Annotated in this window: 22 protein-coding genes and 3 pseudogenes; 12 read left to right on the top strand and 13 right to left on the bottom strand. The window is 73.1% G+C overall.

Annotated elements, in window-relative coordinates:
- Positions 1 to 90: 90 nt before the first annotated feature.
- Together NLX85_RS08680 and NLX85_RS08675 are read right to left on the bottom strand one after the other, a co-directional pair.
- On the bottom strand, positions 91 to 681 hold the full coding sequence (locus NLX85_RS08680) for a GrpB family protein (protein WP_254333135.1): 591 nt from the start codon (positions 679 to 681) through the stop codon (positions 91 to 93).
- A 140-nt stretch (positions 682 to 821) separates the two neighbouring features.
- A pseudogene (locus NLX85_RS08675) lies at positions 822 to 1,117 on the bottom strand (heat-shock protein HtpX); the annotation flags it as partial.
- On the opposite strand from NLX85_RS08675, the pseudogene NLX85_RS08670 reads away from it, so the two are divergent.
- Together NLX85_RS08670 and NLX85_RS08665 are read left to right on the top strand one after the other, a co-directional pair.
- Positions 1,108 to 1,485, top strand: a pseudogene (locus NLX85_RS08670) (ArsI/CadI family heavy metal resistance metalloenzyme); the annotation flags it as partial. The pseudogenes NLX85_RS08675 and NLX85_RS08670 sit on opposite strands and share 10 nt — an antisense overlap.
- Positions 1,486 to 1,557: 72 nt before the next feature.
- Positions 1,558 to 2,058 carry an SRPBCC family protein gene (locus tag NLX85_RS08665; protein ID WP_254333133.1) on the top strand — a complete coding sequence of 167 codons (501 nt, stop codon included), beginning with the start codon at positions 1,558 to 1,560 and terminating at the stop codon, positions 2,056 to 2,058.
- Here the strand turns inward: NLX85_RS08665 and NLX85_RS08660 are convergent.
- Positions 2,009 to 2,746: a bifunctional 2-polyprenyl-6-hydroxyphenol methylase/3-demethylubiquinol 3-O-methyltransferase UbiG gene (locus NLX85_RS08660; RefSeq protein ID WP_254333131.1), complete on the bottom strand. Its 738-nt coding sequence runs from the start codon at positions 2,744 to 2,746 to the stop codon at positions 2,009 to 2,011. The two genes, NLX85_RS08665 and NLX85_RS08660, sit on opposite strands and share 50 nt — an antisense overlap.
- Before the next feature lie 213 nt (positions 2,747 to 2,959).
- Between NLX85_RS08660 and NLX85_RS08655 the strand changes: the two genes are divergently transcribed.
- On the top strand, positions 2,960 to 3,736 hold the full coding sequence (locus tag NLX85_RS08655; RefSeq protein ID WP_254333130.1) for an HAD-IIB family hydrolase: 777 nt from the start codon (positions 2,960 to 2,962) through the stop codon (positions 3,734 to 3,736).
- Between the two features lie 40 nt (positions 3,737 to 3,776).
- Here the strand turns inward: NLX85_RS08655 and NLX85_RS08650 are convergent, their stop codons facing one another.
- Positions 3,777 to 4,622, bottom strand: a complete 846-nt coding sequence (locus NLX85_RS08650) for an SDR family oxidoreductase (RefSeq protein WP_254333128.1) — start codon at positions 4,620 to 4,622, stop codon at positions 3,777 to 3,779.
- A 122-nt stretch (positions 4,623 to 4,744) separates the two neighbouring features.
- Between NLX85_RS08650 and NLX85_RS08645 the strand changes: the two genes are divergently transcribed.
- Together NLX85_RS08645 and NLX85_RS08640 are read left to right on the top strand one after the other, a co-directional pair.
- Positions 4,745 to 5,101, top strand: a complete 357-nt coding sequence (locus NLX85_RS08645; protein WP_107074409.1) for a helix-turn-helix domain-containing protein — start codon at positions 4,745 to 4,747, stop codon at positions 5,099 to 5,101.
- A 94-nt stretch (positions 5,102 to 5,195) separates the two neighbouring features.
- Positions 5,196 to 6,995 (top strand): adenylyl cyclase, encoded by a 1,800-nt coding sequence (locus NLX85_RS08640; RefSeq protein ID WP_254333126.1) that lies wholly within the window; start codon positions 5,196 to 5,198, stop codon positions 6,993 to 6,995.
- 268 nt (positions 6,996 to 7,263) lie between these two features.
- Here NLX85_RS08640 and NLX85_RS08635 read toward each other — a convergent pair whose 3' ends face one another.
- The 3 genes from NLX85_RS08635 to NLX85_RS08625 all read right to left on the bottom strand — a co-directional run bounded on the left by NLX85_RS08635 (position 7,264) and on the right by NLX85_RS08625 (position 9,601).
- Positions 7,264 to 7,857, bottom strand: a complete 594-nt coding sequence (locus tag NLX85_RS08635; RefSeq protein WP_091314629.1) for a ClpP family protease — start codon at positions 7,855 to 7,857, stop codon at positions 7,264 to 7,266.
- A 126-nt stretch (positions 7,858 to 7,983) separates the two neighbouring features.
- Entirely contained in the window at positions 7,984 to 8,556 is a 573-nt protein-coding gene (locus NLX85_RS08630; protein ID WP_254333124.1) for a helix-turn-helix domain-containing protein, read from the bottom strand.
- A 109-nt stretch (positions 8,557 to 8,665) separates the two neighbouring features.
- Positions 8,666 to 9,601, bottom strand: coding sequence for a hypothetical protein (locus NLX85_RS08625; protein WP_254333122.1), 936 nt, complete (start codon positions 9,599 to 9,601; stop codon positions 8,666 to 8,668).
- A gap of 454 nt (positions 9,602 to 10,055) precedes the next feature.
- On the opposite strand from NLX85_RS08625, the gene NLX85_RS08620 reads away from it, so the two are divergent.
- On the top strand, positions 10,056 to 11,069 hold the full coding sequence (locus tag NLX85_RS08620; protein ID WP_254333120.1) for an NAD-binding protein: 1,014 nt from the start codon (positions 10,056 to 10,058) through the stop codon (positions 11,067 to 11,069).
- A gap of 31 nt (positions 11,070 to 11,100) precedes the next feature.
- On the opposite strand, the gene NLX85_RS08615 is transcribed toward NLX85_RS08620, so the two are convergent.
- Complete coding sequence (locus NLX85_RS08615) at positions 11,101 to 11,583, bottom strand: MarR family winged helix-turn-helix transcriptional regulator (protein WP_254333118.1); 483 nt, start codon at positions 11,581 to 11,583, stop codon at positions 11,101 to 11,103.
- An 84-nt stretch (positions 11,584 to 11,667) separates the two neighbouring features.
- Between NLX85_RS08615 and NLX85_RS08610 the strand changes: the two genes are divergently transcribed.
- Entirely contained in the window at positions 11,668 to 12,315 is a 648-nt protein-coding gene (locus NLX85_RS08610) for an FMN-dependent NADH-azoreductase (protein ID WP_254333116.1), read from the top strand.
- A 69-nt stretch (positions 12,316 to 12,384) separates the two neighbouring features.
- Here NLX85_RS08610 and NLX85_RS08605 read toward each other — a convergent pair whose 3' ends face one another.
- The 3 genes from NLX85_RS08605 to NLX85_RS08595 all read right to left on the bottom strand — a co-directional run bounded on the left by NLX85_RS08605 (position 12,385) and on the right by NLX85_RS08595 (position 16,998).
- Positions 12,385 to 13,419 carry a 2-oxoacid:ferredoxin oxidoreductase subunit beta gene (locus tag NLX85_RS08605; RefSeq protein ID WP_254333108.1) on the bottom strand — a complete coding sequence of 345 codons (1,035 nt, stop codon included), beginning with the start codon at positions 13,417 to 13,419 and terminating at the stop codon, positions 12,385 to 12,387.
- A complete protein-coding gene (locus NLX85_RS08600; protein ID WP_254333106.1) occupies positions 13,412 to 15,259 on the bottom strand; it encodes a 2-oxoacid:acceptor oxidoreductase subunit alpha in 1,848 nt (615 codons plus the stop codon). The genes NLX85_RS08605 and NLX85_RS08600 overlap by 8 nt, the downstream gene beginning before the upstream one ends.
- A 287-nt stretch (positions 15,260 to 15,546) precedes the next feature.
- Complete coding sequence (locus NLX85_RS08595; RefSeq protein WP_254333104.1) at positions 15,547 to 16,998, bottom strand: hypothetical protein; 1,452 nt, start codon at positions 16,996 to 16,998, stop codon at positions 15,547 to 15,549.
- Positions 16,999 to 17,127: 129 nt separating this feature from the next.
- Here NLX85_RS08595 and ndhC point away from each other — a divergent pair, with 129 nt between their 5' ends.
- Positions 17,128 to 17,505 carry an NADH-quinone oxidoreductase subunit A gene (ndhC, locus tag NLX85_RS08590; RefSeq protein ID WP_091314599.1) on the top strand — a complete coding sequence of 126 codons (378 nt, stop codon included), beginning with the start codon at positions 17,128 to 17,130 and terminating at the stop codon, positions 17,503 to 17,505.
- A gap of 6 nt (positions 17,506 to 17,511) precedes the next feature.
- Here the strand turns inward: ndhC and folP are convergent, their stop codons facing one another.
- Positions 17,512 to 18,381: a dihydropteroate synthase gene (gene folP, locus NLX85_RS08585; RefSeq protein WP_254333103.1), complete on the bottom strand. Its 870-nt coding sequence runs from the start codon at positions 18,379 to 18,381 to the stop codon at positions 17,512 to 17,514.
- A 117-nt stretch (positions 18,382 to 18,498) separates the two neighbouring features.
- On the opposite strand from folP, the pseudogene NLX85_RS08580 reads away from it, so the two are divergent.
- The 4 genes and pseudogenes from NLX85_RS08580 to NLX85_RS08565 form a co-directional block, all read left to right on the top strand.
- Positions 18,499 to 18,981: pseudogene (locus tag NLX85_RS08580) on the top strand (DivIVA domain-containing protein); the annotation flags it as partial.
- Between the two features lie 305 nt (positions 18,982 to 19,286).
- Complete coding sequence (locus NLX85_RS08575) at positions 19,287 to 19,784, top strand: SRPBCC family protein (RefSeq protein WP_254333101.1); 498 nt, start codon at positions 19,287 to 19,289, stop codon at positions 19,782 to 19,784.
- A gap of 47 nt (positions 19,785 to 19,831) precedes the next feature.
- Positions 19,832 to 20,416 carry a DNA-3-methyladenine glycosylase I gene (locus NLX85_RS08570; RefSeq protein WP_254333099.1) on the top strand — a complete coding sequence of 195 codons (585 nt, stop codon included), beginning with the start codon at positions 19,832 to 19,834 and terminating at the stop codon, positions 20,414 to 20,416.
- A 48-nt stretch (positions 20,417 to 20,464) separates the two neighbouring features.
- Positions 20,465 to 21,088, top strand: coding sequence for a hypothetical protein (locus NLX85_RS08565; protein ID WP_254333097.1), 624 nt, complete (start codon positions 20,465 to 20,467; stop codon positions 21,086 to 21,088).
- 11 nt (positions 21,089 to 21,099) lie between these two features.
- Here NLX85_RS08565 and NLX85_RS08560 read toward each other — a convergent pair whose 3' ends face one another.
- Positions 21,100 to 21,891 carry an enoyl-CoA hydratase/isomerase family protein gene (locus tag NLX85_RS08560; RefSeq protein WP_091314581.1) on the bottom strand — a complete coding sequence of 264 codons (792 nt, stop codon included), beginning with the start codon at positions 21,889 to 21,891 and terminating at the stop codon, positions 21,100 to 21,102.
- Position 21,892 lies beyond the last annotated feature (1 nt).

The raw sequence follows: 21,892 nt of genomic DNA, 5'->3' as shown, positions 1-21,892 counted from the left end.
TCGCAGATCCGTTGGCGGACCAGGGCCAGGGCGACAAGGTCGTTCGTCCAGTAGGGCGCTCCACATGGCGAGAGGGTCAGCGCGTGCTGTTCAGCGCAGCCCGCACCGCTTGAGGATGTCGATGATGATCGCCGACTTGCCCTGGACGTACAGCGCCATGTCCATCGGGTGTTCCTGGGCGGCTCGGTGCTTCTCGGCCGCGTAGCGATCGCGATCTTCTGGGTGGGTGCGAAGCCAGTCTCTGAGGATCAGGTGCCGGAGGTACTCATCGCAGTCAGGGCCGAAGACGTGCAGATTCACGCCGTGGTCGTGGGTCCAGAGGCAGCGGTGCTCGTACCAGTCAGGGTCGCGAGTGCGGAGGAAGTAGCCCGCGGCTTCGAGCGGCGGCACGTAGGCATCCTCATCTGCCGGGTCCGCAACGATGAGGTCGATGTCGAGTCGATTCTTGGCCGCCAGACCGGGCACCGCGGTCGACCCGACGTGCTCGACCGCAAGCGCCTTGGCGCCAAGCGTGGCCCGGACAACGGCCTCCTCCTTGGCGAACATGGCGGGCCACTCAGGGTTGTAGGCGTCGATCGTGATGGGTGAGGTGACGTTCGCCGGACGGTTGCCGACTGCTCGCTTCGCAGCCTTGTCGCCGGTGAGATCCAGCGATGCCTTAGGCAGAGGTGGAATGCGCATTGGAGGCACCTTAGGGAGGCCGCCCCGTGATTCGCAGCCCCGTTCGCCTACTTCGTCAAGGAAGTTTGCGAAGGGGCACCCGGCTGCGCGGGCGGCGGCACCGGACCACGAAGATCAGGGGAGTGCGGGCGCCTCGGAGGTCAGCGCGTGCCGTGGAGATCGGCGACCAGTGCGGCGACCCGGGCCCTGATGTCGTCGCGGACCTGGCGGACGACCTCGATGGGTTGCCGGCCGGATCGGTGAGCTTCCAGTCCTCGTACCGTTTGCCGGGGAAGACGGGGCAGGCGTCGCCGCAGCCCATGGTGACGATGACGTCGCTGGCCTCGGCCGCGTCCCAGGTGAGGCGGGCCGGGGTCTGGCCGGTGATGTCGATGCCGACTTCGCGCATGGCGTCGACGGCGACGGGGTTGATCTGGTGGGCGGGTGCCGGCCAAGCGCCGCCCCGGCTACGCCAACTTTGCCGTCGAGAACCCGCCGCTGAAGCTCGTCCTCCTCGAAGGTGAGGCGGACCAGCCCACCGTCATGGACCACCTCGGCGTCGAGGTGTTCAGCACCGACGAGGTCAACGCCGCGACCAGGCGCCTCACCGACTCCGGCCTGATCACGCTGGAGGAGAACGACACCGAGTGCTGTTACGCCCTCCAGGACAAGGTGTGGGTGCGCGGTCCCGGCAACGAGCCGTGGGAGGTCTACACCGTCAAGGCCGACTCCGGGCAGCGCGAGAAGGCGACCGAGAGTGCCTGCTGCACCCCGGCTGCCGAGAAGGAGCCGGCCACGGCCGGAGCCGCCGGAAGCTGCTGCTGACCGGTGCGGCGCACGCGCCCGTCCTCGACCAGGGGGCGGGCGCGTGGCGCCCGGGCACCTTAGGGTGGCCGCGTGCCGCGTATCGACCTGACCACGAGGGTCAGTGCCACCCCGGAGGCCGTCTTCGACGCCTGCCTGGACGTCGACCTGCACACCGCGTCGATGGGCGCCAGCGGCGAGCGCGCGACCGGCGGCGTCACGACCGGCCACCTCTCGGCCGGCGACGTCGTCACCTGGCGGGCGCGGCACTTCGGCCTGCCGTGGCGCATGACCGTGCGGATCACCGACCACCGGCGGCCGCACCGGTTCGTGGACGAGCAGATCAGCGGCCCGTTCGCGAGCTGGCGCCACGAGCACCTCTTCGCGCCCGACCCCGCCGACCCGTCGGTCACGATCATGCGCGACCGCATCGAGTTCGGCGCCCCGATGGGACCGGCCGGCGCCCTGGTCGCCCACGTCGTCCTGCGGCCGTACCTGCGCCGACTGATCACCCGCCGGAACGACTTCCTGGCCGGGGCGCTGGTCAGCCGGGCAGCCGGTACACGGAGACGTGGGAACGGGACTCGGCCGTGAACTCCGCCCCGGACCAGTCCGCGTGCCTCGACTCCAGCTCGAATCCGGCGAGCTGGCCCATCAGGTCCAGCTCGGCCGGCCAGATGTAGCGGTGCGGGCTGCGGCCCAGCCGCGCCTCGCGGCTCTCGCCGAACCGGAAGTGGTGGGACACGACCTGCTGGCGCAGCACGTCGTAGGTGTCCAGGCCGATGTAGCCGGGCTCGGTGCACCACACCATGGCCTGCTGCCCGGGGGGCAGTTTGCGCAGCTCGGGCACCCACAGCTCGATCACGAACCGCCCGCCCGGCCGCAGGTGGCGGGCCGCGTTGCGGAAGCAGGCGACCTGTTCCGCCTGGTCGAGCAGGTTGGAGATGGTGTTGTAGACCAGGTAGACGAGGGTGTAGTCGCCGGGCGCCGTGGCGGTGGCCATGTCGCCGACGACCACGGGGATCGTCGCCTCGTCGGCCTTGGTCCGGAGCTTCTCGACCATCGGTACGGACAGCTCGATCCCGGTCACCGGCACGCCGCGTTCCGCGAGCGGCACGGCCACCCGGCCAGTGCCGACGGCGAACTCGAGGGCGCGGCCGTCGCCCGCGAGGGCGGCGAGGCGGTCCACGGCGGGGCCGAGGACCTCCGGCGCGAACATCCCGCTGCCCGGTGTGTCGTAACGCTGGGCCGTCTCGGCGTCCCAGATCTCCTCCTGGCGCATGGCGCCCACGATGGTCGTCGATCCCGGCGCTGTCCAACGGGTTTCCGTCGGCCGGCGGTCTCCGGTGGCCGTTCCGGAAGGCCGGCGGGGAAGAAGGCGATAGCCTGCGATCGGGGTGCCGCGTGGCGTGACGATCGGGGCTGGCGGGTGCCGGATGGTCTCCGTCGGTACCCTGCTAGTCCTGGCCTGCCCGCGACGACATGGTGGTACTTCGTGAACGATCTTCGAGTGGTGGCGTTCGACCTGGACGACACCCTGGCGGTTTCCAAGTCCCAGATCGATCGTCGGATGGCGGAACTCCTCGGCCACCTGCTCACCGAGGTGGACGTGCTGATCATCTCCGGTGGCCGGTTCGAGCAGTTCGAGATGCAGGTGCTGGCGCACCTCGACCTGACCGAGGAGCAGCGCCGGCGCCTGCACCTGATGCCGACCTGCGGCACCCGCTACTACCGCTGGATGGACGGCGACTGGCGGCAGGTCTATGCCGAGGACCTGAGCGAGGCCGACAAGGCCCGGGTCGTCACGGCGCTCACCGAGTCGGCGCAGGCCCTCGACCTGTGGGAGCCGAAGACCTGGGGCGACATCATCGAGGACCGGGGCAGCCAGATCACCTTCTCGGCGCTGGGCCAGTCCGCGCCACCGGCCGAGAAGTACGGCTGGGACCCGGACGGCAGCAAGAAGAAGCGGCTCCGTGAGGCGGTCGCCGCGAAGCTGCCCGACCTGGAGGTCCGCGGCGGCGGCTCGACCTCGATCGACGTCACCCGCAAGGGCGTGGACAAGGCGTACGGCATGCGGAAGCTGCTGGAGTGCCTGGACCTGAAGATCGACAACGTGCTCTTCGTCGGTGACCGGCTCGACGAGGGCGGCAACGACTACCCGGTGAAGGACATGGGCATCCGCTGCGTGGCGGTCACCCGCTGGGAGGAGACGGCCGACTACGTGGAGGCTCTCGTCGACGACCTGGTGAAGCTGCGGGCCGAGCCGGCCTGACCGCCGACCCGGAGCGAGGGGCGGCGGCCAGGGCCGGGCGTCAGAGGGCGGCGCGGATCGCCTCGGCGAGCGTGGTGGGGGTGCGGCCGAGCAGCGTGGCCATGTCGTCGCCGACCTCCAACTCGCCCTGGGCGAGGCCCCGGTCGCCGTCGGCGAGCACGGCCGCGTACCCCTCGGGCAGGCCGGCCGCGACCAGCAGCTCGGTGTACTTGTCCACGGGCAGGTCGAGGTAGCTGACTGTGCCGCCGGTCTGCCGGGAGATCTCGGCGGCCAGCTCGGTCAGGGTGAAGGGAGCGCCGCCCAGCTCGTACACCTTTCCGGCCTGGCCCTCGGCGGTGAGCACCGCGGCGGCGGCCGCGGCGTAGTCCGCGCGGGTGGCGGCGCTGACCCGCCCGTCACCCGCCGCGCCCGCCACCCCGTGCTGGAGGTACGTGGGGAGCTGGCCGGTGTAGTTCTCCAGGTACCAGCTGTTGCGCAGGAACACGTACGGCAGGCCGGAGTCGCGGATCAGCTGCTCGGTCGCCCGGTGCTCGGCGGCGAGCACGAGGCTGGAGGTGTCGGCGTTCGCGATGCTGGTGTAGACGACCAGCCCGACGCCGGCCTCCTTGGCGGCGGTGACCACGTTGCCGTGCTGCACCAGCCGCCTGCCGACCTCGCTGCCGGAGACGAACATCAGCTTCTCGGCGCCCGCGAAGGCCGCCTGGAGCGACCCGGGGTCGTCGTAGTCGGCCCGCTGGGTGACCACTCCCCGCTCGGCGAGGCCGGCGAGCCGGTCGACGTCCCGGCCGAGCGCCACGATCTGGTCGGCGGGTACGCCCCGGTCGAGCAGCGCTTCGACGATGAGGCGACCGAGGTGACCGGTGGCGCCGGTGACGACGATGGACATGAGCACTCCCTGTTGGTGGCGACATCAACTGTCTTCCCACGCCAACGGGAACACCGTCGCCATACTTCCCGTTGGAGAGTAGGCACCTTCAAGTTCGATACGCACGGAAAGAGAGTGGCGACATGCAGGCCGACCCGTTCAACCGGAACTGCGGCAGCCGGAAGGTCCTCGACCGGATCGGTGACCGCTGGAGCGTGCTGGTCGTGCTCACCCTCGCCGGTGGCGACAAGCGCTACGGCGAGCTGGCCGAGCGGGTCGACGGGATCAGCCAGAAGATGCTCACCCAGACCCTGCGCGGCCTGGAGCGCGACGGCATCGTCACCCGCACCGTCCACGCGAGCGTGCCGCCCCGGGTGGACTACGCGCTCACCGATCTCGGCCGCAGCCTGCTGGACCTGGTCGCCGGCCTGGAGGCGTGGGCCACCACCCACCTCGTCGAGGTCGAGGCCGCCCGCGCCCGCTACGACGCCCGGGGCTAGTTCCGGAACCGGCCGAGTCTGGCGGGATCGGTGTCGATGCGGTAGGAACGCCCAGAGAGCGCTCTCCGTACCCCATCACCGAACAGGCAGGCAGATGAGACCACTCGACCCCTCCCGCCGCCGCTTCCTCGCCCTCACCGCCGCCTCGGCGGCGTCGGTCACCGCCCTCGGGCTCGCGGCCACGTCGGCCGCCGCCGCGTCCCCGGCCGGCGACGACACCACCGCCGAGCCCGACTTCGGCCCCAACGTCTTCGTGTACGACCCGGCCACCCCGGTCGAGGAGATCCAGTCCGACCTGGACCGGATCTTCGCCGCCCAGGAGCACAACGAGATGGGCTTCGACCGGTACGCCGTGCTGTTCAAGCCCGGCCGGTACGAGGTGAACGCCCGGCTCGGCTACTACACCACCGTTGCCGGCCTCGGCGCGCACCCCGACGACGTGGAGATCCACGGCGCGGTGCGGGTGATCGGCCAGCCCGACCCGAACTCCCAGGCCGGCATCTCCGCGCTGACCAACTTCTGGCGCTCGGCCGAGAACCTCGCCGTCAGCCCGACCGACTGGTCGAACCAGTGGGCGGTCTCCCAGGCGTCCCCGATGCGCCGGGTGCACATCAAGGGCATCCTCTGGCTGGAGCCCGGCAACGGCGGCTACTCCAGCGGCGGCTACATCGCCGACTCCAAGGTGGACGGCATCACCATCAACGGCTCCCAGCAGCAGTGGCTGACCCGGGACAGCGAACTCGGCGGCGACTGGACCAACGGGGTCTGGAACCAGGTCTTCTCCGGCGTCGTCGGCGCACCCGCGCAGGGCTTCCCGAACCCGCCGTACACCACCCTGGCGACCAGCCCGGTGACCCGGGAGAAGCCGTACCTCTTCGTGGACGGCGAGGGCTGCTGGCGGGTGGCCGTGCCCCGGCTGCGCCGCGACACCGCCGGCACCACCTGGGGCGTCGGCGCCCCGCCGGTGCCCTCGCTGCCGCTGGCCGACTTCTTCATCGCCAGGCCGACGGACTCGGCCAAGCGGATCAACCAGGAACTCTCCCGACCGGGGCGGCACCTGCTGCTCACCCCGGGCGTCTACCACCTGGACCGCGCGCTGCGGGTCAAGCACCCGGACACCGTCGTGCTCGGCCTCGGCATGCCCAGCCTCGCGCCGACCACCGGCGACGCCGCCCTGCGGATCGAGGACGTGGACGGCGTCCGGATCGCCGGGGTGCTTGTCGACGCCGGGCCGGTCGAGTCGGAGGTGCTCGTCGAGGTCGGCAGGCGGCACAGCCACCGGTCGCACGCCACCGACCCGATCTCGCTCCAGGACGTCTTCTTCCGCATCGGTGGGCCGTACGCGGGCCGGGCGGTGACCAGCCTGGTGGTGAACAGTCGACACACCCTCATCGACAACATCTGGGCCTGGCGCGGCGACCACGGCAAGCCCGGCACCATCGGGTGGACCGTCAACACGGCCGACACCGGAGTGGTGGTCAACGGGGACGACGTGACCGCGTACGGGCTCTTCGTCGAGCACTACCAGCGCTGGCAGACCATCTGGAACGGCGAGCGCGGCCGGACCGTCTTCTACCAGAGCGAGCTGCCCTACGACCCGCCGAGCCAGGCGGCCTGGCGCAGCCCGACCGGCAACGGCTGGGCCTCGTACAAGGTCGCCGACCACGTGCGCGAGCACGAGGCGTGGGGGCTGGGCGTCTACTCGTACTTCAACCAGAAGGTGGACATCCGCTGCGACCGGGCCATCGAGGCGCCGCGCCGGGCCGGCGTGCGGTTCCACGACGCCGTCACCGTCTTCCTGGACGGCAGCGGCGGCATCGAGCGCACGATCAACGAGGCCGGTACCCCGGTGGTCGGTTCGTACGGCACCAGCCCGGTGGTCAGCTACCCCTGATCCGCCGATCAGGCCCCCGGCCGGCCGCGCCCACGGCCGGTCGGGGTGGCCGGGCAGATGTAACAATAAATCGCCGGAACACGCTGCCGCCGTCACCGCGTGCGCGGTGGGATCCCCGGTCATAGGCTCGCGTACATCGAGGACCGGCGACATCGCGGCCACCCGTGAGGGGGCGACGGACGCGATCGAGGGGGCGCGTCCATCAACACCTGACGCACGACCGGCCGGCGGGATCACCCCGCCGGCCGCCCCCGTTTCCGGCCGCACCTCAGCCCGGTAGCTGCTCCGCGCGGGTGACCACCTGGTCGATCAGGCCGTAGTCGCGGGCCTGCTCGGCGGTGAACCACCGGTCCCGGTCCCAGTCGCGCTGGATCTCGTCCAGCGTGTGCCCGCTGTGCCGGGCGATCAGCTCCTGCATGGTCCGCTTCACGTGCAGCATGTTCTCCGCCTGGATGGTGATGTCGGCGGCCGTGCCGCCCATCCCGCCGGACGGCTGGTGCATCATGACCCGCGAGTGCGGCAGCGCGAACCGCTTCCCCGCCGCGCCCGCGCAGAGCAGGAACTGCCCCATCGAGCCGGCCATCCCGAGGGCCAGCGTCGCCACGTCGTTCTTGACGTAGCGCATGGTGTCGTAGACGGCCATCCCGGCGCTGACCGAGCCGCCGGGCGAGTTGATGTAGAGGAAGATGTCCCGCTCCGGGTCCTCGGCGGCCAGCAGCAGGATCTGCGCGCAGATCTGGTTGGCCGAGGCGTCGGTGACCTCGGTGCCGAGGAAGATGATCCGCTCCTTGAGCAGGCGCTCGAAGACCCGGTCGCCGAGGGTCGGCTGTCCCTCGTCCAGCATCCAGATGCCGTATCCCATGACCTGACCACCTTCCGTGCCGCCGGTGGGCGAGGGACCGCCCGGCAACCAGCGGTCTCCAGCCTCCGGCGGGCGGCGCCCCGCGGCCCAGCGTTTCTGCCCGGGGCAGATCCGCCGTGGGCAGAACTAGGCGGCGGCCAGCCTCCGCCGGCCGGCGCGGGCCTGCCGCCGGGCCAGCGTGACGGAGGTACGCGGACGGTGGCGGGCGGCCGGCGCGGAGGGGATCAGCCAGATCCGGGTGCCGGTGCCGAACGCGGTCGGGGAGGCGTACCCGAGTTCCGGGCCGACCGGCGCGGGCGCGGCGCCCGGCAGCCGCAGCGCTCCGCCGAGCAGCGGGGTCGGGGCGACCGGCCGCCGGGTGGCGTGCAGCCGCGGCCCGCCGACCCGGAGCTGCGGCCCGGTCCGGGTGGCCGGCACCCGGTCGAGCCGGGCGAGCGTCACCCCGGAGGCCACCGGCGCCCGCCGCTCGACCCGGCGCAGCTCGTCGCGGGCCTCCTCCAGCAGGTCGGACAGGTGGATCCCGAGGGCGCGGCAGATCGCCGCCAGCACCTCGGAGGAGGCCTCCTTGCGGCCGCGTTCCACCTCGGAGAGGTAGGGCAGGGAGACGCCGGCGGCCAGCGCCACCTCGCGCAGGGTGCGGCCCTGGCGCAGGCGTACGCGGCGGAGCACCCCGCCGATCACCCGTCGCAGCAACGACATCCGGGCCTCCTCGCGGTCGTCGTCCCTCGGACGTCCCCATCATGCCCCGTCGCGGCGATGAAGACCGGCCCGGTCGGCCCCCCGTGCCGCCGACCGGGACCCTTCGGGTTCAGCGCCAGACCACCGCCCGGCCGTGCCAGCTCGGCGACAGGTAGTCCACCTGGCCGACGATCACGCCCTGGTCGTTCACGTTGATCGCCCGGCTGCCCACCGCGTCGCTCGGCAACGGAAGCAGCTGCGAGCTCGCCGACGGGTCGGGCCAGATCATCGCCCGGTCGCCGTGGCCCTCGGTGCCGACCACCAGGCCCGAGTCGTTGACGGCCTGGGCGGTGGGGGAGAGGGCGGTGGTGGCCAGCCGGCGCATGGTCGAGCCGTCCCAGAAGAAGGCGGCGAACACACCGTCGGCGGTCCAACTGGTGCCGACCACCTGGCCGAGGTCGTTGATTCCGTTCGCCGTGCTGGTGGCTCCGCCCAGGGTGCCGATTGGCCGGGTCACCCCGTCCCGCCAGACGAACGCCTGGTAGTCGTCGGGCGCCGGGTCGTCCCAGTCCTGCCACCCGTAGGTGCCCGCGACCATGCCCGCGTCGTTCACCGCAGTCGCGCTCGCCCCCGGCGGCACATCGATGGTGACCTCCGTGTCGCCGGTCCGGACGAACGCCCGGCGGCCCGAGAAGCTGTCGGTGACGTGGTAGACGCCGACCACGCGGTCGCCGGCCGTGTCGTACGCGATGGAGAAGATCCCGCCGGTCAGGCCGAGATCCTGGATCCGCCCGTCCACCCACGCGACGGCGTGGCTCCTGCCCTCGGCGTCCTGGCTGGTGCCCACGATCCGGCCCCGCTCGTCGATGGCCTCGGCCTGGCTGTTCAGCCCGCCCAGGGTGCCCAGGTCCTCGATCCGGCCGTCCACCCAGCGCACCGCGTGCCAGTAGCCGCTGGCCAGGCGGGCCGATCCGGCCACCACCCCCTGCCCGTTGACGTCCGAGGCCGAGGTGCTGAGGCCGTCGAGCGACGGCAGCACGACGGCCGTCAGGTCTGCCGTCGGCATCGGGGCCGGTGTGGTCGCGGTCGGTGAGCCGGTCGGGGACGGCGTGCCGGTCGGGGAGGGCGTGCCGGTCGGCGACGGGGTGGCGGTGGCGGTCGGTGGCGGTGTACTGGTCGGCGATGGTGAGGCGGTCGGTTTGGGCCGGGGTGGCCGGGTCACCCCGGTCGGCCGGGACGTCGGCCGGTCATCCGGGCGGCTCGCCACCGCCGGTGCCGCGCCGGCCAGCAGCATCCCGAGGACCACGCCCCCCGTGGCCAGTGCCGTACGTGTCCGCATCCGGGTTCTCCCTCGTCAGACGGTCGATCCCCCGAGTCTCACCCGTCACGACGGTGATGAATGTGACGAGATCCTTACCTGTGGTGCACCCGCTCGCGTGATCGTCGCCCCGGCAGGCCGGATCCCGGCGTACCCGCTATGTTGTGGGCGTGCAGGCGACGGTGGCGGAGCAGGGCCGACGGTGATCCATTTTCCCGCGCAACGGCGGGGGCCGCTGAGCGCGCTGAGTCTGCGCCTGCTCGCCGCCCTGGGTCTGGTCCTCGCCGTGGTGGCGGCGGTCTGGATCGACCGCGACGGCTACCGCGACGTGAACGAGGACGGCCTCACCCTCCTCGACTGCTTCTACTACGCGGTGGTCTCGCTCTCCACCACGGGCTACGGCGACATCACACCGGCCGCCGCCTCGGCGCGCCTGGTCAACGTCCTGTTCGTCACCCCCGCCCGGGTGCTCTTCCTGATCATCCTGGTCGGCACCACCCTGGAAGTCCTGACCGAGCAGTACCGGACGGGCCGTCGCCTGACGCGGTGGAGGAGAATCGTGAAGGACCACGTCATCATCTGCGGCTACGGCACCAAGGGTCGCAGCGCCGTCTCCGCGCTTCTGGAGAACGGTCTGGACAAGTCCAAGATCGTGGTGGTCGAGCGGAGCGGCGCCGCGCTGCGGCAGGCCACCTCGGCCGGGCTGGTGGCCATCGAGGGTTCGGCGACCCGCTCCTCCGTGCTGGAGGAGGCGCACATCCGCACCGCCAAGTCGGTCATCATCGCGACCGACAGCGACGACGCCTCGGTGCTGGTGGCGCTGACCGTCCGGCAGCTCACCGCCGGTCAGGTACGGATCATCGCGGCGGTCCGGGAGGCGGAGAACGCACCGCTGCTCAAGCAGAGCGGGGCGCACCACGTGATCGTCTCCTCGGCCACGGCCGGCCGGCTGCTCGGCCTGTCCACCTCCGCCCCGCCGCTGATCGACGTGGTGGAGGACCTGCTCACCCCCGGCCAGGGCATGGCGCTGGCCATGCGCTCCGCCGAGCGCAGCGAGGTGGGCCGGTCGCCTCGGGAGCTGGAGTCGCTGGTCATCGCCCTGGTCCGCCGGGGCAAGGTGGTCGCGCTGAACGACAAGGCCGGCGCGGTGATCGAGACCGGCGACATGCTGGTCCACGTCCGTGACGACCGGCCGCAGTCCGCGGCGACGGTCTGACCTTTCCCCGAGCCGGCCGACCGCCTGGCGGTCAGCAGGCGGTGTCGGGCTCGTCCCCGGACGCCTCGGCGCAGTTGACCGGGCGGCCGCTGGTCGCCCGGCGGAGCAGTTCGTAGAGCGTGTCCCGCTCGGCCGGCTCCAGCGCGCCGAGCACCTCTTCCTCGGCGGCGGCGAGGGCGCACTCGGCCTCGCGGAGCCGCTTCGTGCCCGCCCCGGTGAGGCTCACCACGTGCCGGCGGCGGTCCTCGGGTGACCGGCGCCGCTCGACCAGCCCTTCCGCCTCCAGGTCGTTGAGCAGCCCGACCACGTTCGTGCCGTCGATCTGGAGTGTGCCGGCCAGCCCCTGCTGGCTGATGCCGTCGGAGTCGCGCAGCACGGTGAGCGCGACGAGGTGCCGGGGGCGCAGCCCGAGGGGCGCCAGCACCGACTCCGACCGGAGCCGCATCCGCCGGGCCAGGTGGTCGAGCAGCGGCCCGGAGCGGTGCTCCGACTCCTCGACCGGTACGGCTGCCATGTGACCCAGTTTACGCAGGGCGTGGAACATCGGCCTGCTATAAATGGTTGGCGCTACACAAACGATCCGTGGAGGGTTAACCAAATGGCACACCTGTTGTACATCGACTCCAGCATCCGGGGCGAGCACTCGGTCAGCCGGCGGCTCACCGCCCGCGCCGCCGCCGCGTGGCGCGCCGCCCACCCGGGCGGCACGGTCACCTACCGCGACCTCGGCCGGGAGCCGCTGCCGCACCTCGACGAGGCCGGTGGCCTGGCCCGGATGGTGCCGGCCGAGCAGCACACCCCGGCGCAGCGCGAGTCCTGGCAGCTGAGCGAGCGGCTGGTGGACGAGGTGAGGCGGGCCGACACGATCCTGCTCGGCCTCCCGCTCTACAACTACGGCGCGCCGAGCAGCGTGAAGACCTGGGTCGACCACCTCATCGCGCCCGGCATCGCGTACGACCCGGCCACCGGGGCCGGCCTGCTCGGCGGTCGCGAGTTCATCGTGCTGGGCAGCCGGGGCGGCGGCTACGGCCCGGGCACCCCGCGCGAGGGCTGGGACCACGCCGAGCCCTGGCTCCCGCACGGCCTGTCGATGACCGGCATGGAGCCGCGCTTCATCTCGGCCGAGCTGACCCTGGCCCCGGTCAACCCGGCCATGACCGAGCTGATCCCGCTGCACGAGCAGAGCCTCGCGGCCGCCGAGCGGGCCATCGACGAGCTGTGGGTGCCGGCCTCGGCCGTGGCCTGAGCCCACGAGAAAAGGGCGGGCCGTCCCCCTGGGGGAACGGCCCGCCCTTCGGCTGTCGTCAGGGACGGGTCAGAGGATCGTCCAGGTGTCGCCGGCGGAGAGCAGCCCGGCGAGCTGCTGCTCGGGGGTCTGGTCGACGCCGGCCTTCGCCGCGGCGACCTGCTCCTGCACCACGCTGTCGTACGACGAGCGGTCCACCGAGCGGAACACGCCGATCGGGGTGTTCCGCAGGTCCAGCCCGGGCAGTCGGGACAGCGCGAAGGCGTACGCCGGGTCGGCGACTCCCGCGTCGTGCACCACGATGTCCTCCGCCGGGGTCGTCGCCGTGTCCCGGACCTCCAGCCCGAAGCCGCCCGGCGGGTGGACGACGCAGAACTGGCCGTCCTTGCCGAAGGTGATCGGCTGCCCGTGCTCCAGCCGGATCAGGAAGTCGTCCCGGGTGGCCGGCTCCTTGATCGTGTCGAACGCGCCGTCGTTGAAGATGTTGCAGTTCTGGTAGATCTCCACGAACGCCGAGCCCTGGTGCTCGGCGGCGGCCCGCAGCACCGACTGGAGGTGCTTGCGGTCCGAGTCGAGGGTCCGGGCCACGAAGGTGGCCTCCGCGCCGAGCGCCAGCGACAGCGGGTTGAACGGGGCGTCCGCCGAGCCGACCGGCGTCGACTTGGTGACCTTGCCGATCTCGGAGGTCGGCGAGTACTGGCCCTTGGTCAGCCCGTAGATCCGGTTGTTGAACAGCAGGATCTTGAGGTTGACGTTGCGGCGCAGCGCGTGGATCAGGTGGTTGCCGCCGATGGAGAGGGCGTCGCCGTCACCGGTGACCACCCAGACCGACAGGTCCGGCCGGGTCACCGACAGGCCGGTGGCGATCGCCGGGGCGCGGCCGTGGATCGAGTGCATCCCGTAGGTGTTCATGTAGTACGGGAAGCGGGACGAGCAGCCGATGCCCGAGACGAAGACGATGTTCTCCCGGGGGATGTTCAGCTCCGGCATGAAGCCCTGGACGGCCGCCAGGATCGCGTAGTCGCCGCAGCCGGGGCACCAGCGCACCTCCTGGTCGGACTTGAAGTCCTTGGCGGTGAGCTTGAGGGCGACGGGCTCAGACATTCTTCAGGACCTCTTCCAGCATCGTCTCCAGCTCGGCGGCGGTGAACGGCAGGCCGCGGACCTGGTTGTAGCCGATCGCGTCGACCAGGTACTTCGCCCGGACCACGTGGGCGAGCTGGCCGAGGTTCATCTCGGGGATGACCACCCGGTCGTACGCGTGCAGCACCTCGCCGAGGTCGGCCGGCATCGGGGCCAGGTGGCGCAGGTGCGCCTGGGCGACGGAGAGCCCGCGCTGCCGCAGGCCCCGGCAGGCGGCGCCGATCGGGCCGTACGTCGAGCCCCAGCCGAGCACCAGCACCCGGGCGTCGCCGTCCGGGTCCTCCACCTCGACGTCCGGCACCGGGATGGTCTCGATCCGGGCCGCCCGGGTGCGCACCATGAAGTCGTGGTTCGCCGGGTCGTACGAGATGTCGCCGGTCTTGTCGGCCTTCTCCAGGCCGCCGATCCGGTGCTCCAGCCCCGGGGTGCCCGGGATGGCCCACGGCCGGGCCAGGGTCTCCGGGTCCCGCAGGTACGGCAGGAAGGTGGTGCCGTCCTCGCCGTTGGGCTGGGTGGCGAACTCGACCCGCAGGTCGGGCAGGCTCTCCACGTCCGGCAGCAGCCACGGCTCGGAGCCGTTGGCCACGTAGTTGTCGGACAGCAGCAGCACCGGGGTGCGGTAGGTCAGCGCGATCCGCGCCGCCTCCAGGGCCGCGTGGAAGCAGTCCGCCGGGGATTTCGGCGCGATCACCGCGACCGGGGCCTCGCCGTGCCGGCCGTACAGGGCCATGTTCAGGTCGGCCTGCTCGGTCTTGGTGGGCATGCCGGTGGACGGCCCGGCCCGCTGCACGTCGACGATGACCAGCGGCAGCTCCAGCGCCACGGCCAGGGAGATGGTCTCGCTCTTGAGCGCCACGCCCGGGCCGCTGGTGGTGGTGATGCCGAGCGAGCCGCCGTACGAGGCGCCCAGCGCCGCGCCGACCGCGGCGATCTCGTCCTCGGCCTGCATGGTGATCACGCCGAACTTCTTGTGCTTGCTCAGCTCGTGCAGGATGTCCGAGGCCGGGGTGATCGGGTACGCGCCGAGGAACACCGGCAGCCCGGAGCGGACACCGGCGGCCACCAGACCCAGCGACAGCGCCGCGTTGCCGGTGATGTTCCGGTAGGTGCCCGGCAGCATCTTCGCCGGCTTGACCTCGTAGCGGACGGAGAAGTCCTCGGTGGTCTCGCCGAAGTTCCAGCCGGCCCGGAAGGCCGCCACGTTCGCCGCGACCAGCTCGGGACGGGCGGCGAACTTGCGCTCCAGGAAGCGCAGCGTCGACTCGTACGGGCGCGAGTACATCCAGCTCAGCAGGCCGAGCGCGAACATGTTCTTGGCCCGCTCGGCGTCCTTCTTGGACACCGCGTGCTCGGCCAGCGCGCCGATCGTCATCGAGGTCAGCGCGACCGGGTGCACCACGTAGCCGGCGAGCGAGTCGTCGTCGAGCGGGCTGGTCGCGTAGCCCACCTTGGCCAGGTTGCGCCGGGTGAACTCGTCGGTGTTGACGATGATGTCCGCCCCGCGCGGCAGGTCGGTCAGGTTGGCCTTGAGAGCGGCCGGGTTCATGGCCACGAGGACGTTCGGCGCGTCGCCGGGGGTCAGGATGTCGTAGTCGGCGAAGTGCACCTGGAAGCTCGACACGCCCGGCAGGGTGCCTGCGGGGGCGCGGATCTCGGCGGGGAAGTTGGGCAACGTGGAGATGTCGTTGCCCAGCTGCGCCGTCTCCGAGGTGAACCGGTCGCCGGTGAGCTGCATGCCGTCGCCGGAGTCGCCGGCGAACCGGATGACCACCCGGTCCAGTTGACGGATCTGCTTGGTCACGCCCGCACCTCGCTTCGCTGAGCGCCGTCGCACGGGCGGCTGAACGTGATGGTGACCCCGCCTTGCCCGGCCACGTGCCCTCCTAGACGCGCTGCTGTCGCAGGCCGTCCGTCGCTGGCTCGACCCGCTCCATTTCTCACGTCAGAGCCTACGTCGGTCCGTTAGGGCAACCTTGGTGGAGGTCCGACGTATGGGACCTGATCGGGCCGGTGTATGCCCGGCTTTGCGGCGTTTAGTACCGCGGCCCGTAATTCAGATCACCGCAACCGGCCCGACTCCTCCGCGACTCATTCCTCGGCGGGGCGGACGACCGGGTCGGTCGCCGGGCCGCCCATGCGGCGGCGCAGCGACGTGGTGGCCAGGGCCAGCGCCAGCACCACCAGCAGCCCGGAGACCCCGATCAGGGTGATCGCCGTCCGGTGCACCGAGCCGGCGCCGTCGTCGGTGGTCCCACCGGCGGCGGCCACCACGCCCTGCGACCCGGTCGGGGCGGGCGCGCCGACCGCCGGCGTGGCCAGCGCGGCCGCGGCGGTGATCCGGAAACTCATCTGCACCTGCCGGTCTCGACCGCTGCGCGGGTCGAGCCGCGCGATCACGGCGCCGGCCAGTGGCGCCCGGCGCTGGGCCTCCGCCGAGGCGGCCACCGGCAGGCTCAGGGTGACGGTTCGGCCGGCCGGGACCGTGCCCAGCTCGCACCGGGTCCGGTCCGGGGCCGCCACCGCGCAGCCGGCCGGCGGCTCGCTGACCGTGACCCCCGCGGGAAGCACCACGTCGACCCGGCCCGCGGCGTCGACCTTGCCGGTGTTGCCGAGGCGGACGGCCAGGGTGCTCGGCGCGCCGCTGATGTCGAAGAGCACCTCGTCGGCCCGGAGCGAGATGCCGGGCACCGGCGGCCCGGGCGGGAAGAGAACCGCGAAGCCCTCGTCGTCGCCGGCCGCGCCGGCCACCCCGGGGGCGGTGGCGGTGACCTGGACCGACCCGCTCAGCGGCATGGACCGCCAGGCGGCACCGTCGACCCGGACCCGGATGGAGGCACGGAACCGGGCGCCCGGGGCGGCGGTCCACTCGCCGCAGAGGTGGCTGCCCCCGCCGGCGGACGCGCAGCCGGGCGTGCCGGCGTCGGTCAGACCGGCCGGCAGGGTGTAGCCCAGGCGGATCCGCTCCGTCCGGCCGCCGGTGTTGGCCACCGTCACCCGCAGCGTCGTCACCGTGCTGTCCGCGTTCCAGTAGGCGGGGGTCAGCACGACGTCCTCGGTGGTGACCCGCACCCCGAGCGGGCTGCCGGCCGGCTGGCCCGGCTGGCCCGGTAGCGGTCCGGCGGGCGGCGGCCCGACCGGCGGGGGAGCGGGCGCCGTGGTGGTCGGCGACGTGGTGGTGGGCGCCGGTTCGCCGGGCGCCGTGGTCGTCGGCACCGGCGCCGGCGCGGTGGTGGTCGGGGCCGGCGGCGTGGTCGGCGGCGCCTCCTCGGTCGGCGGCGGGGTCGTCGGCACCGGCTCCGTGGTCGTGGGGTCCACGGTCGGCGTCGGCTCGGTCGGGTCGGTGCCGGGCTCGCCGACCGGCTCGCCCGGGTCGCCCGGCTCGGCCGCCCGGACCACGCCGGTCACGGTCGGCGAGGCCGCCGCCCACGTCGGCGCCACCGCGACGGCCGCCGTGATGCCGGCGATCAGTGCGGGTACGAGCAGCGCGGGGGCGCCTCGGAGCGCGGCGCGCCGAGCAGGCCGTACGCGGGGGCGGGCCATCTGTCCTCCGTGACGCTCAGTGAAGTCTCATTATTTGACAACAGTTGCCTTCGAGCACTAGTCCCGCGAGGAAACAAATACGTAACGTGTTTCGGGTGTCGTGACGACCGGCCCGGTAGGCTCCCGACCGTGACCGGATACCTCGGGTCGTACGCCACGCTCGGACTGCTGCTGCTGGCCGCCGTGCTCTTCTTCGTTACGGCGTTCTCAGCCAATCGGGTGTTACGTCCTGGCCGTCCGGCCGATCCCTGGGGCAAACGGGCCACGTACGAGTGCGGTCTCGACCCGGTCGGCGGCGACTGGGCGCAGATGCAGATCCGCTACTACGTCTACGCCTACCTCTACGTGCTCTTCGCTGTGGAGGCGGTCTTCCTCTTCCCCTGGGCGCTGATCTTCGACCGGCCCGGGTTCGGCGTGACCACCGTGGTGGAGATGGGCGTCTTCGTGGCCGTGGTGGCGCTCGGCATCCTCTACGCCTGGCGCCGGAACATCCTCCGCTGGGCCTGACCCGGCTCAGGCCAGCCCGCGCCGGGTGACGGCCGGCGGCCGGTCCCCCCGGATCGTGGCCACCATGTCCAGCACCCGGCGGGTCTCGCGGACCTGGTGGGCGCGGAACACCCGCGCTCCCAGCCAGGCCGAGACGGCGGTGGCGGCCAGGGTGCCCTCCAGTCGGTCCGGCACCGGCAGGTCCAGGGTCTCGCCGATGAAGTCCTTGTTCGACAGGGCGACCAGCAGCGGCCAGCCGGTGTCGGTCAGCTCGCCCAGCCGCCGGGTGATCTCCAACGAGTGCCGGGTGTTCTTGCCGAAGTCGTGCGCCGGGTCGATCAGGATGCCGTCCCGCCGTACGCCGAGGCCGACCGCGCGCTCGGCGAGGCCGGTGACCGTCGCGACCACGTCGGCCACCACGTCGTCGAACGCGGCCCGGTGCGGCCGGGTCCGCGGGCTGAGGCCGCCCGCGTGCGAGCAGACCAGCCCGGCGCCGGTCGCCGCGGCGACCCGGGCCAGCGCGGGATCCGCCCCCGACCAGGTGTCGTTGAGCAGGTCGGCGCCGGCCGCCACCGCCTCCACCGCCACCTCGGCGCGCCAGGTGTCGATCGAGATGACCACGTCCGGGAAGGCGGCCCGGACCGCGGCGATGGTGTCCACGGTGCGGCGGATCTCCTCGCTCACGTCGACCTCGTCGCCCGGCCCGGCCTTCACCCCACCGATGTCGATGATCTCGGCGCCCTCGGTCACCGCCCGCTCGACCGCGCGCAGCGCGCTGTCCTGGGCGAACGTGGCGCCCCGGTCGAAGAACGAGTCCGGCGTGCGGTTGACGATCGCCATCACCACCAGCTCGCCGGGGGCGAAGGTCCGCCCGCCGAGCCGCAGCGCCCCGGTCATTCCCGCCTCCGCATCGCCGATCCGCCCCGGTCGCCCCCGACGCTATCCCGCCCGGCGATTCCGATCGGAGGCGGCGGAGGGCTCGCCCGATCCCGCCCCGCATGCCACGATCTCCCCATGGGTGAGGTTCTGCTCCTCTTGGTCGTCGCGCTGGTCGTCGCGGCGGTGGTGTTCGGGGTGACGGTGCTGGTCTCCGGGCGGGATCCGGGCCTGACACCGGCCGAGCCGGACGGGCGGGCCGTACCCCTGCCGGGCAGCCGCCCGCTGGACGAGTCGGACGTCGCCGAGGTGCGCTTCGACACCGCGCTGCGCGGCTACCGGATGGCCCAGGTCGACGCGGCGCTGCGCCGGGCCGCGTACGACATCGGCTACAAGTCCGAGCTGATCGGCGTGCTGGAGGCCGAGAACACCGCGCTCCGCGAGGGCCGGATCGAGGAGGCCGACGCCCTGCGCCGGGCCCGCGCGGAGGCCGCGGCGACCGGTGCGGACGCCGATCCTCCCGCCACACCCCCGGCCGCCGGCCGGCCGATCGCCGACCCGCCGCCCGGCGGGTCGCTCACCGCCGAGGCCGGCGTGGCGGAGGCCCCGGCGGCCGCCGCCGTCGAGGACGTGGCCACGCTGCCGTCCACCCCCGCCCCGGCGGCGGCCACGGGCGGGCCGGCCCCGATCGCCCCCGTGGCGTTCCCGGTCGACCAGACCCCGCCCGAGGTCGGCCTCCGGCCGCCCGCCGAGCCGACCGACGGCGACGCCGGCCACGCCACCGGCGCCGGCCGGACCGCCGACGGCGCCCACGAGGCCGGCCCGGCCACCGACCGCCACCGCGACGCCGGCCCGGCCGCCGACGGCTCCGACAGCGACGACGACGAAGAACGGGACCGCGGACCGGTGGTCCGCTCGGAGTCCGCGTGATCGGCGCGGACGGCGGCGCCGGCTTCGCCGAGGCGGCGCAGCCCGGGGCCGCCGAGGTCACCGCGACGGTGATCGTCAAGGCGCCGGCCGAGCGGGTGTTCGCCGCGCTGACCGCCTGGGAGCGGCAGTCCGACTGGATCCCGCTCACCACCGTCCGGGTGGTCGAGGGGGACGGCGGCGAGGGGAGCCTGGTCGAGGCGGTCACCGCACTCGGCCCCGCCGTGCTCCGCGACGAGATGCGGGTGGTCCGGGTGGACGCGCCGTACGAGGTCGGGGTGGTGCACTGCGGCCGGCTGCTGCGCGGCCCCGGCGTGCTGCGCTGCACCCCGCTGGGCCGGGACCGGACCCAGGTGGTCTGGCACGAGTGGTTCCACCTGCCCGGCGGGGCGGCCGGCCGGGTGGCCTGGCCGGTGCTCTGGCCCGGCTCGAAGTTCAGCCTGACCCAGGCGCTGAAGAAGTTCGCCCGGCTGGTGGAGCAGGGCCGGCTGCCCTGACCGCCGGCCGCCGCCCGCTGTCGGTGCCCTGGCCTACCGTGTACGGCGTGACTGACCTGGTGACCGGCGCCGACGGGCTGCCCCGCTGCGCCTGGGGAGCGAGCACCCCGGACTACGCCGTCTACCACGACGAGGAGTGGGGCCGGCCGCTGCGCGGCGACGACGCGCTCTACGAGCGGCTGACCCTGGAGGCGTTCCAGTCCGGCCTGTCCTGGCTGACCATCCTGCGCAAGCGGCCCGCGTTCCGGCTCGCCTTCGACGAGTTCCGGATCGAGAAGGTCGCCGGCTACGGCGAGGCCGACGTGGCCCGGCTGCTGGCCGACGCCGGGATCGTCCGCAACCGGGCCAAGGTCGAGGCGGCCGTCGCCAACGCCCGGGCCGCCCTGGCGCTGCCCGACGGCCTCTCCGCGCTGTTGTGGTCCTACGCGCCGCCGCCCCGGGCCGCACGGCCGCGGTCGTTCGGCGAGGTGCCGGCGCTCACCCCCGAGTCGACGGCGATGGCCAAGGCGCTCAAGAAGAACGGCTTCCGTTTCGTCGGCCCCACCACGGCCTACGCGCTCATGCAGGCCACCGGCATGGTCGACGACCACCTCGCCGGCTGCCACGCGGTCCGCGACCGTCCCGGGGCGTGAGCCGGACGCGCCGGGACCGGCCCCGGTCCGGCGTGATGGGATTGGGACATGACCGACACCGAGCCGCGGACGAGCGGGACGACCGAGGGCGGCGCCGCGCCGGGCGCGTGGGCGGTGCTGCTGCCCGCCGAGCGCTACGAGGCCGAGCGGCTGGTGCACCACGACACGCTGGAGCTCACCGGGCTGGACGGGGCCGTCCGGCCCCGCCCCGGTGACCCGGTCGCGGTGCTGGTCGACGAGCCGCTGCGGCTGGTGGGGCTCGGCCGGGTCGCGTCGGCCACCGGCGAGGTCCGGGAGGACCCGGACGACCCGCAGTCCGAGGCCGGTCCCGGGGCGCTCGTGGTGACGTACACCCGGCGGGTGCTCGACGAGCCGGTGCCGGTGCCCGGCCTGGCCCTCGGCGGGCCGGTGACCGGGCTCGACCCGGCCCGCTTCCGGGCGCTGGCCGACCGGATCGGCCCGCCGCCGGCCCGCCGCTCCTGGCTGGTCAGCCTCGACCTGCCGATCGAGGCGGCCTCACCCGCCGAGGCGGTCCGGCTCTTCTGGTCCTACGTGCAGGAGCTGGGCCCCCGCGAGCTGCCCGCCTTCGTCTCGCCGTCCGGCGACGAGCTGGCCATGCAGGCGTTCGTGCTGGGCGCCGAGGCGAACCAGGATCCCGAAGAGGACGACTGACCCGCGGCGGGTCAGCGGCCCTCGAAGACCGGCTTCTGCTTGTTCACGAAGGCCATGGTGGCGGCCCGGTGGTCGGCGGTGGCGCCGCAGATCGCCTGGGCCTGGGCCTCGGCGGCCAGCGCGTCGGCCAGGGTGCCGGCGTCGGCGATGGAGAGCTGCCGCTTGATCGCCCCGTACGCGACGGTCGGGCCGGCGGCGAGCCGGGCGGCCAGCTCCTGCGCGGCCGGGAGCACCTTCTCGTCGTCGTCCACCAGCCGGGTGAGCAGGCCCAGCCGGCAGGCGTCCTCGGCGCCCACCGGCTCGGCGAGCATCAGCAGCTCGACGGCCTTGGCGTGGCCGACCAGCCGGGGCAGCGTCCAGGAGGCGCCCGTGTCGGCGGCCAGCCCGACCCCGGCGAAGGCCATGAGGAACCGGGTCTTCGGGCCGCCGATCCGGAAGTCGGCGAGGAACGCCAGCGAGGCGCCGGCCCCGGCGGCCATGCCCCGGACCGCGGCGACCACCGGCTTGGGCAGGTTGGCCAGCCGGGCGGCGATCGGGTTGTAGTGCGCCCGCACGGTGCCCAGCGGGTCGGCGTCGGCGGACTCCAGGGTCTGCACGTGCTCCCGCAGGTCCTGCCCGGCGCTGAACGAGCCGCCGGCGCCGGCCAGCACGACCGCCCGGCAGGACCGGTCGGCCTCCAGCTCGGCGAGGGTGTCCCGGAGCGCCTCCTTGAGCGCCACGTCGAGCGAGTTCATCGCCGTCGGGCGGTTCAGCGTCACGGTGACGACGGCGTCGGTGCGGTCGACGAGCAGCGGCTCGGTCACG

It is taken from the genome of Micromonospora sp. A3M-1-15 (assembly GCF_024213425.1).
Taxonomy (GTDB): domain Bacteria; phylum Actinomycetota; class Actinomycetes; order Mycobacteriales; family Micromonosporaceae; genus Micromonospora; species Micromonospora chersina.
This window is presented reverse-complemented; position numbering and strand designations above follow the sequence as displayed.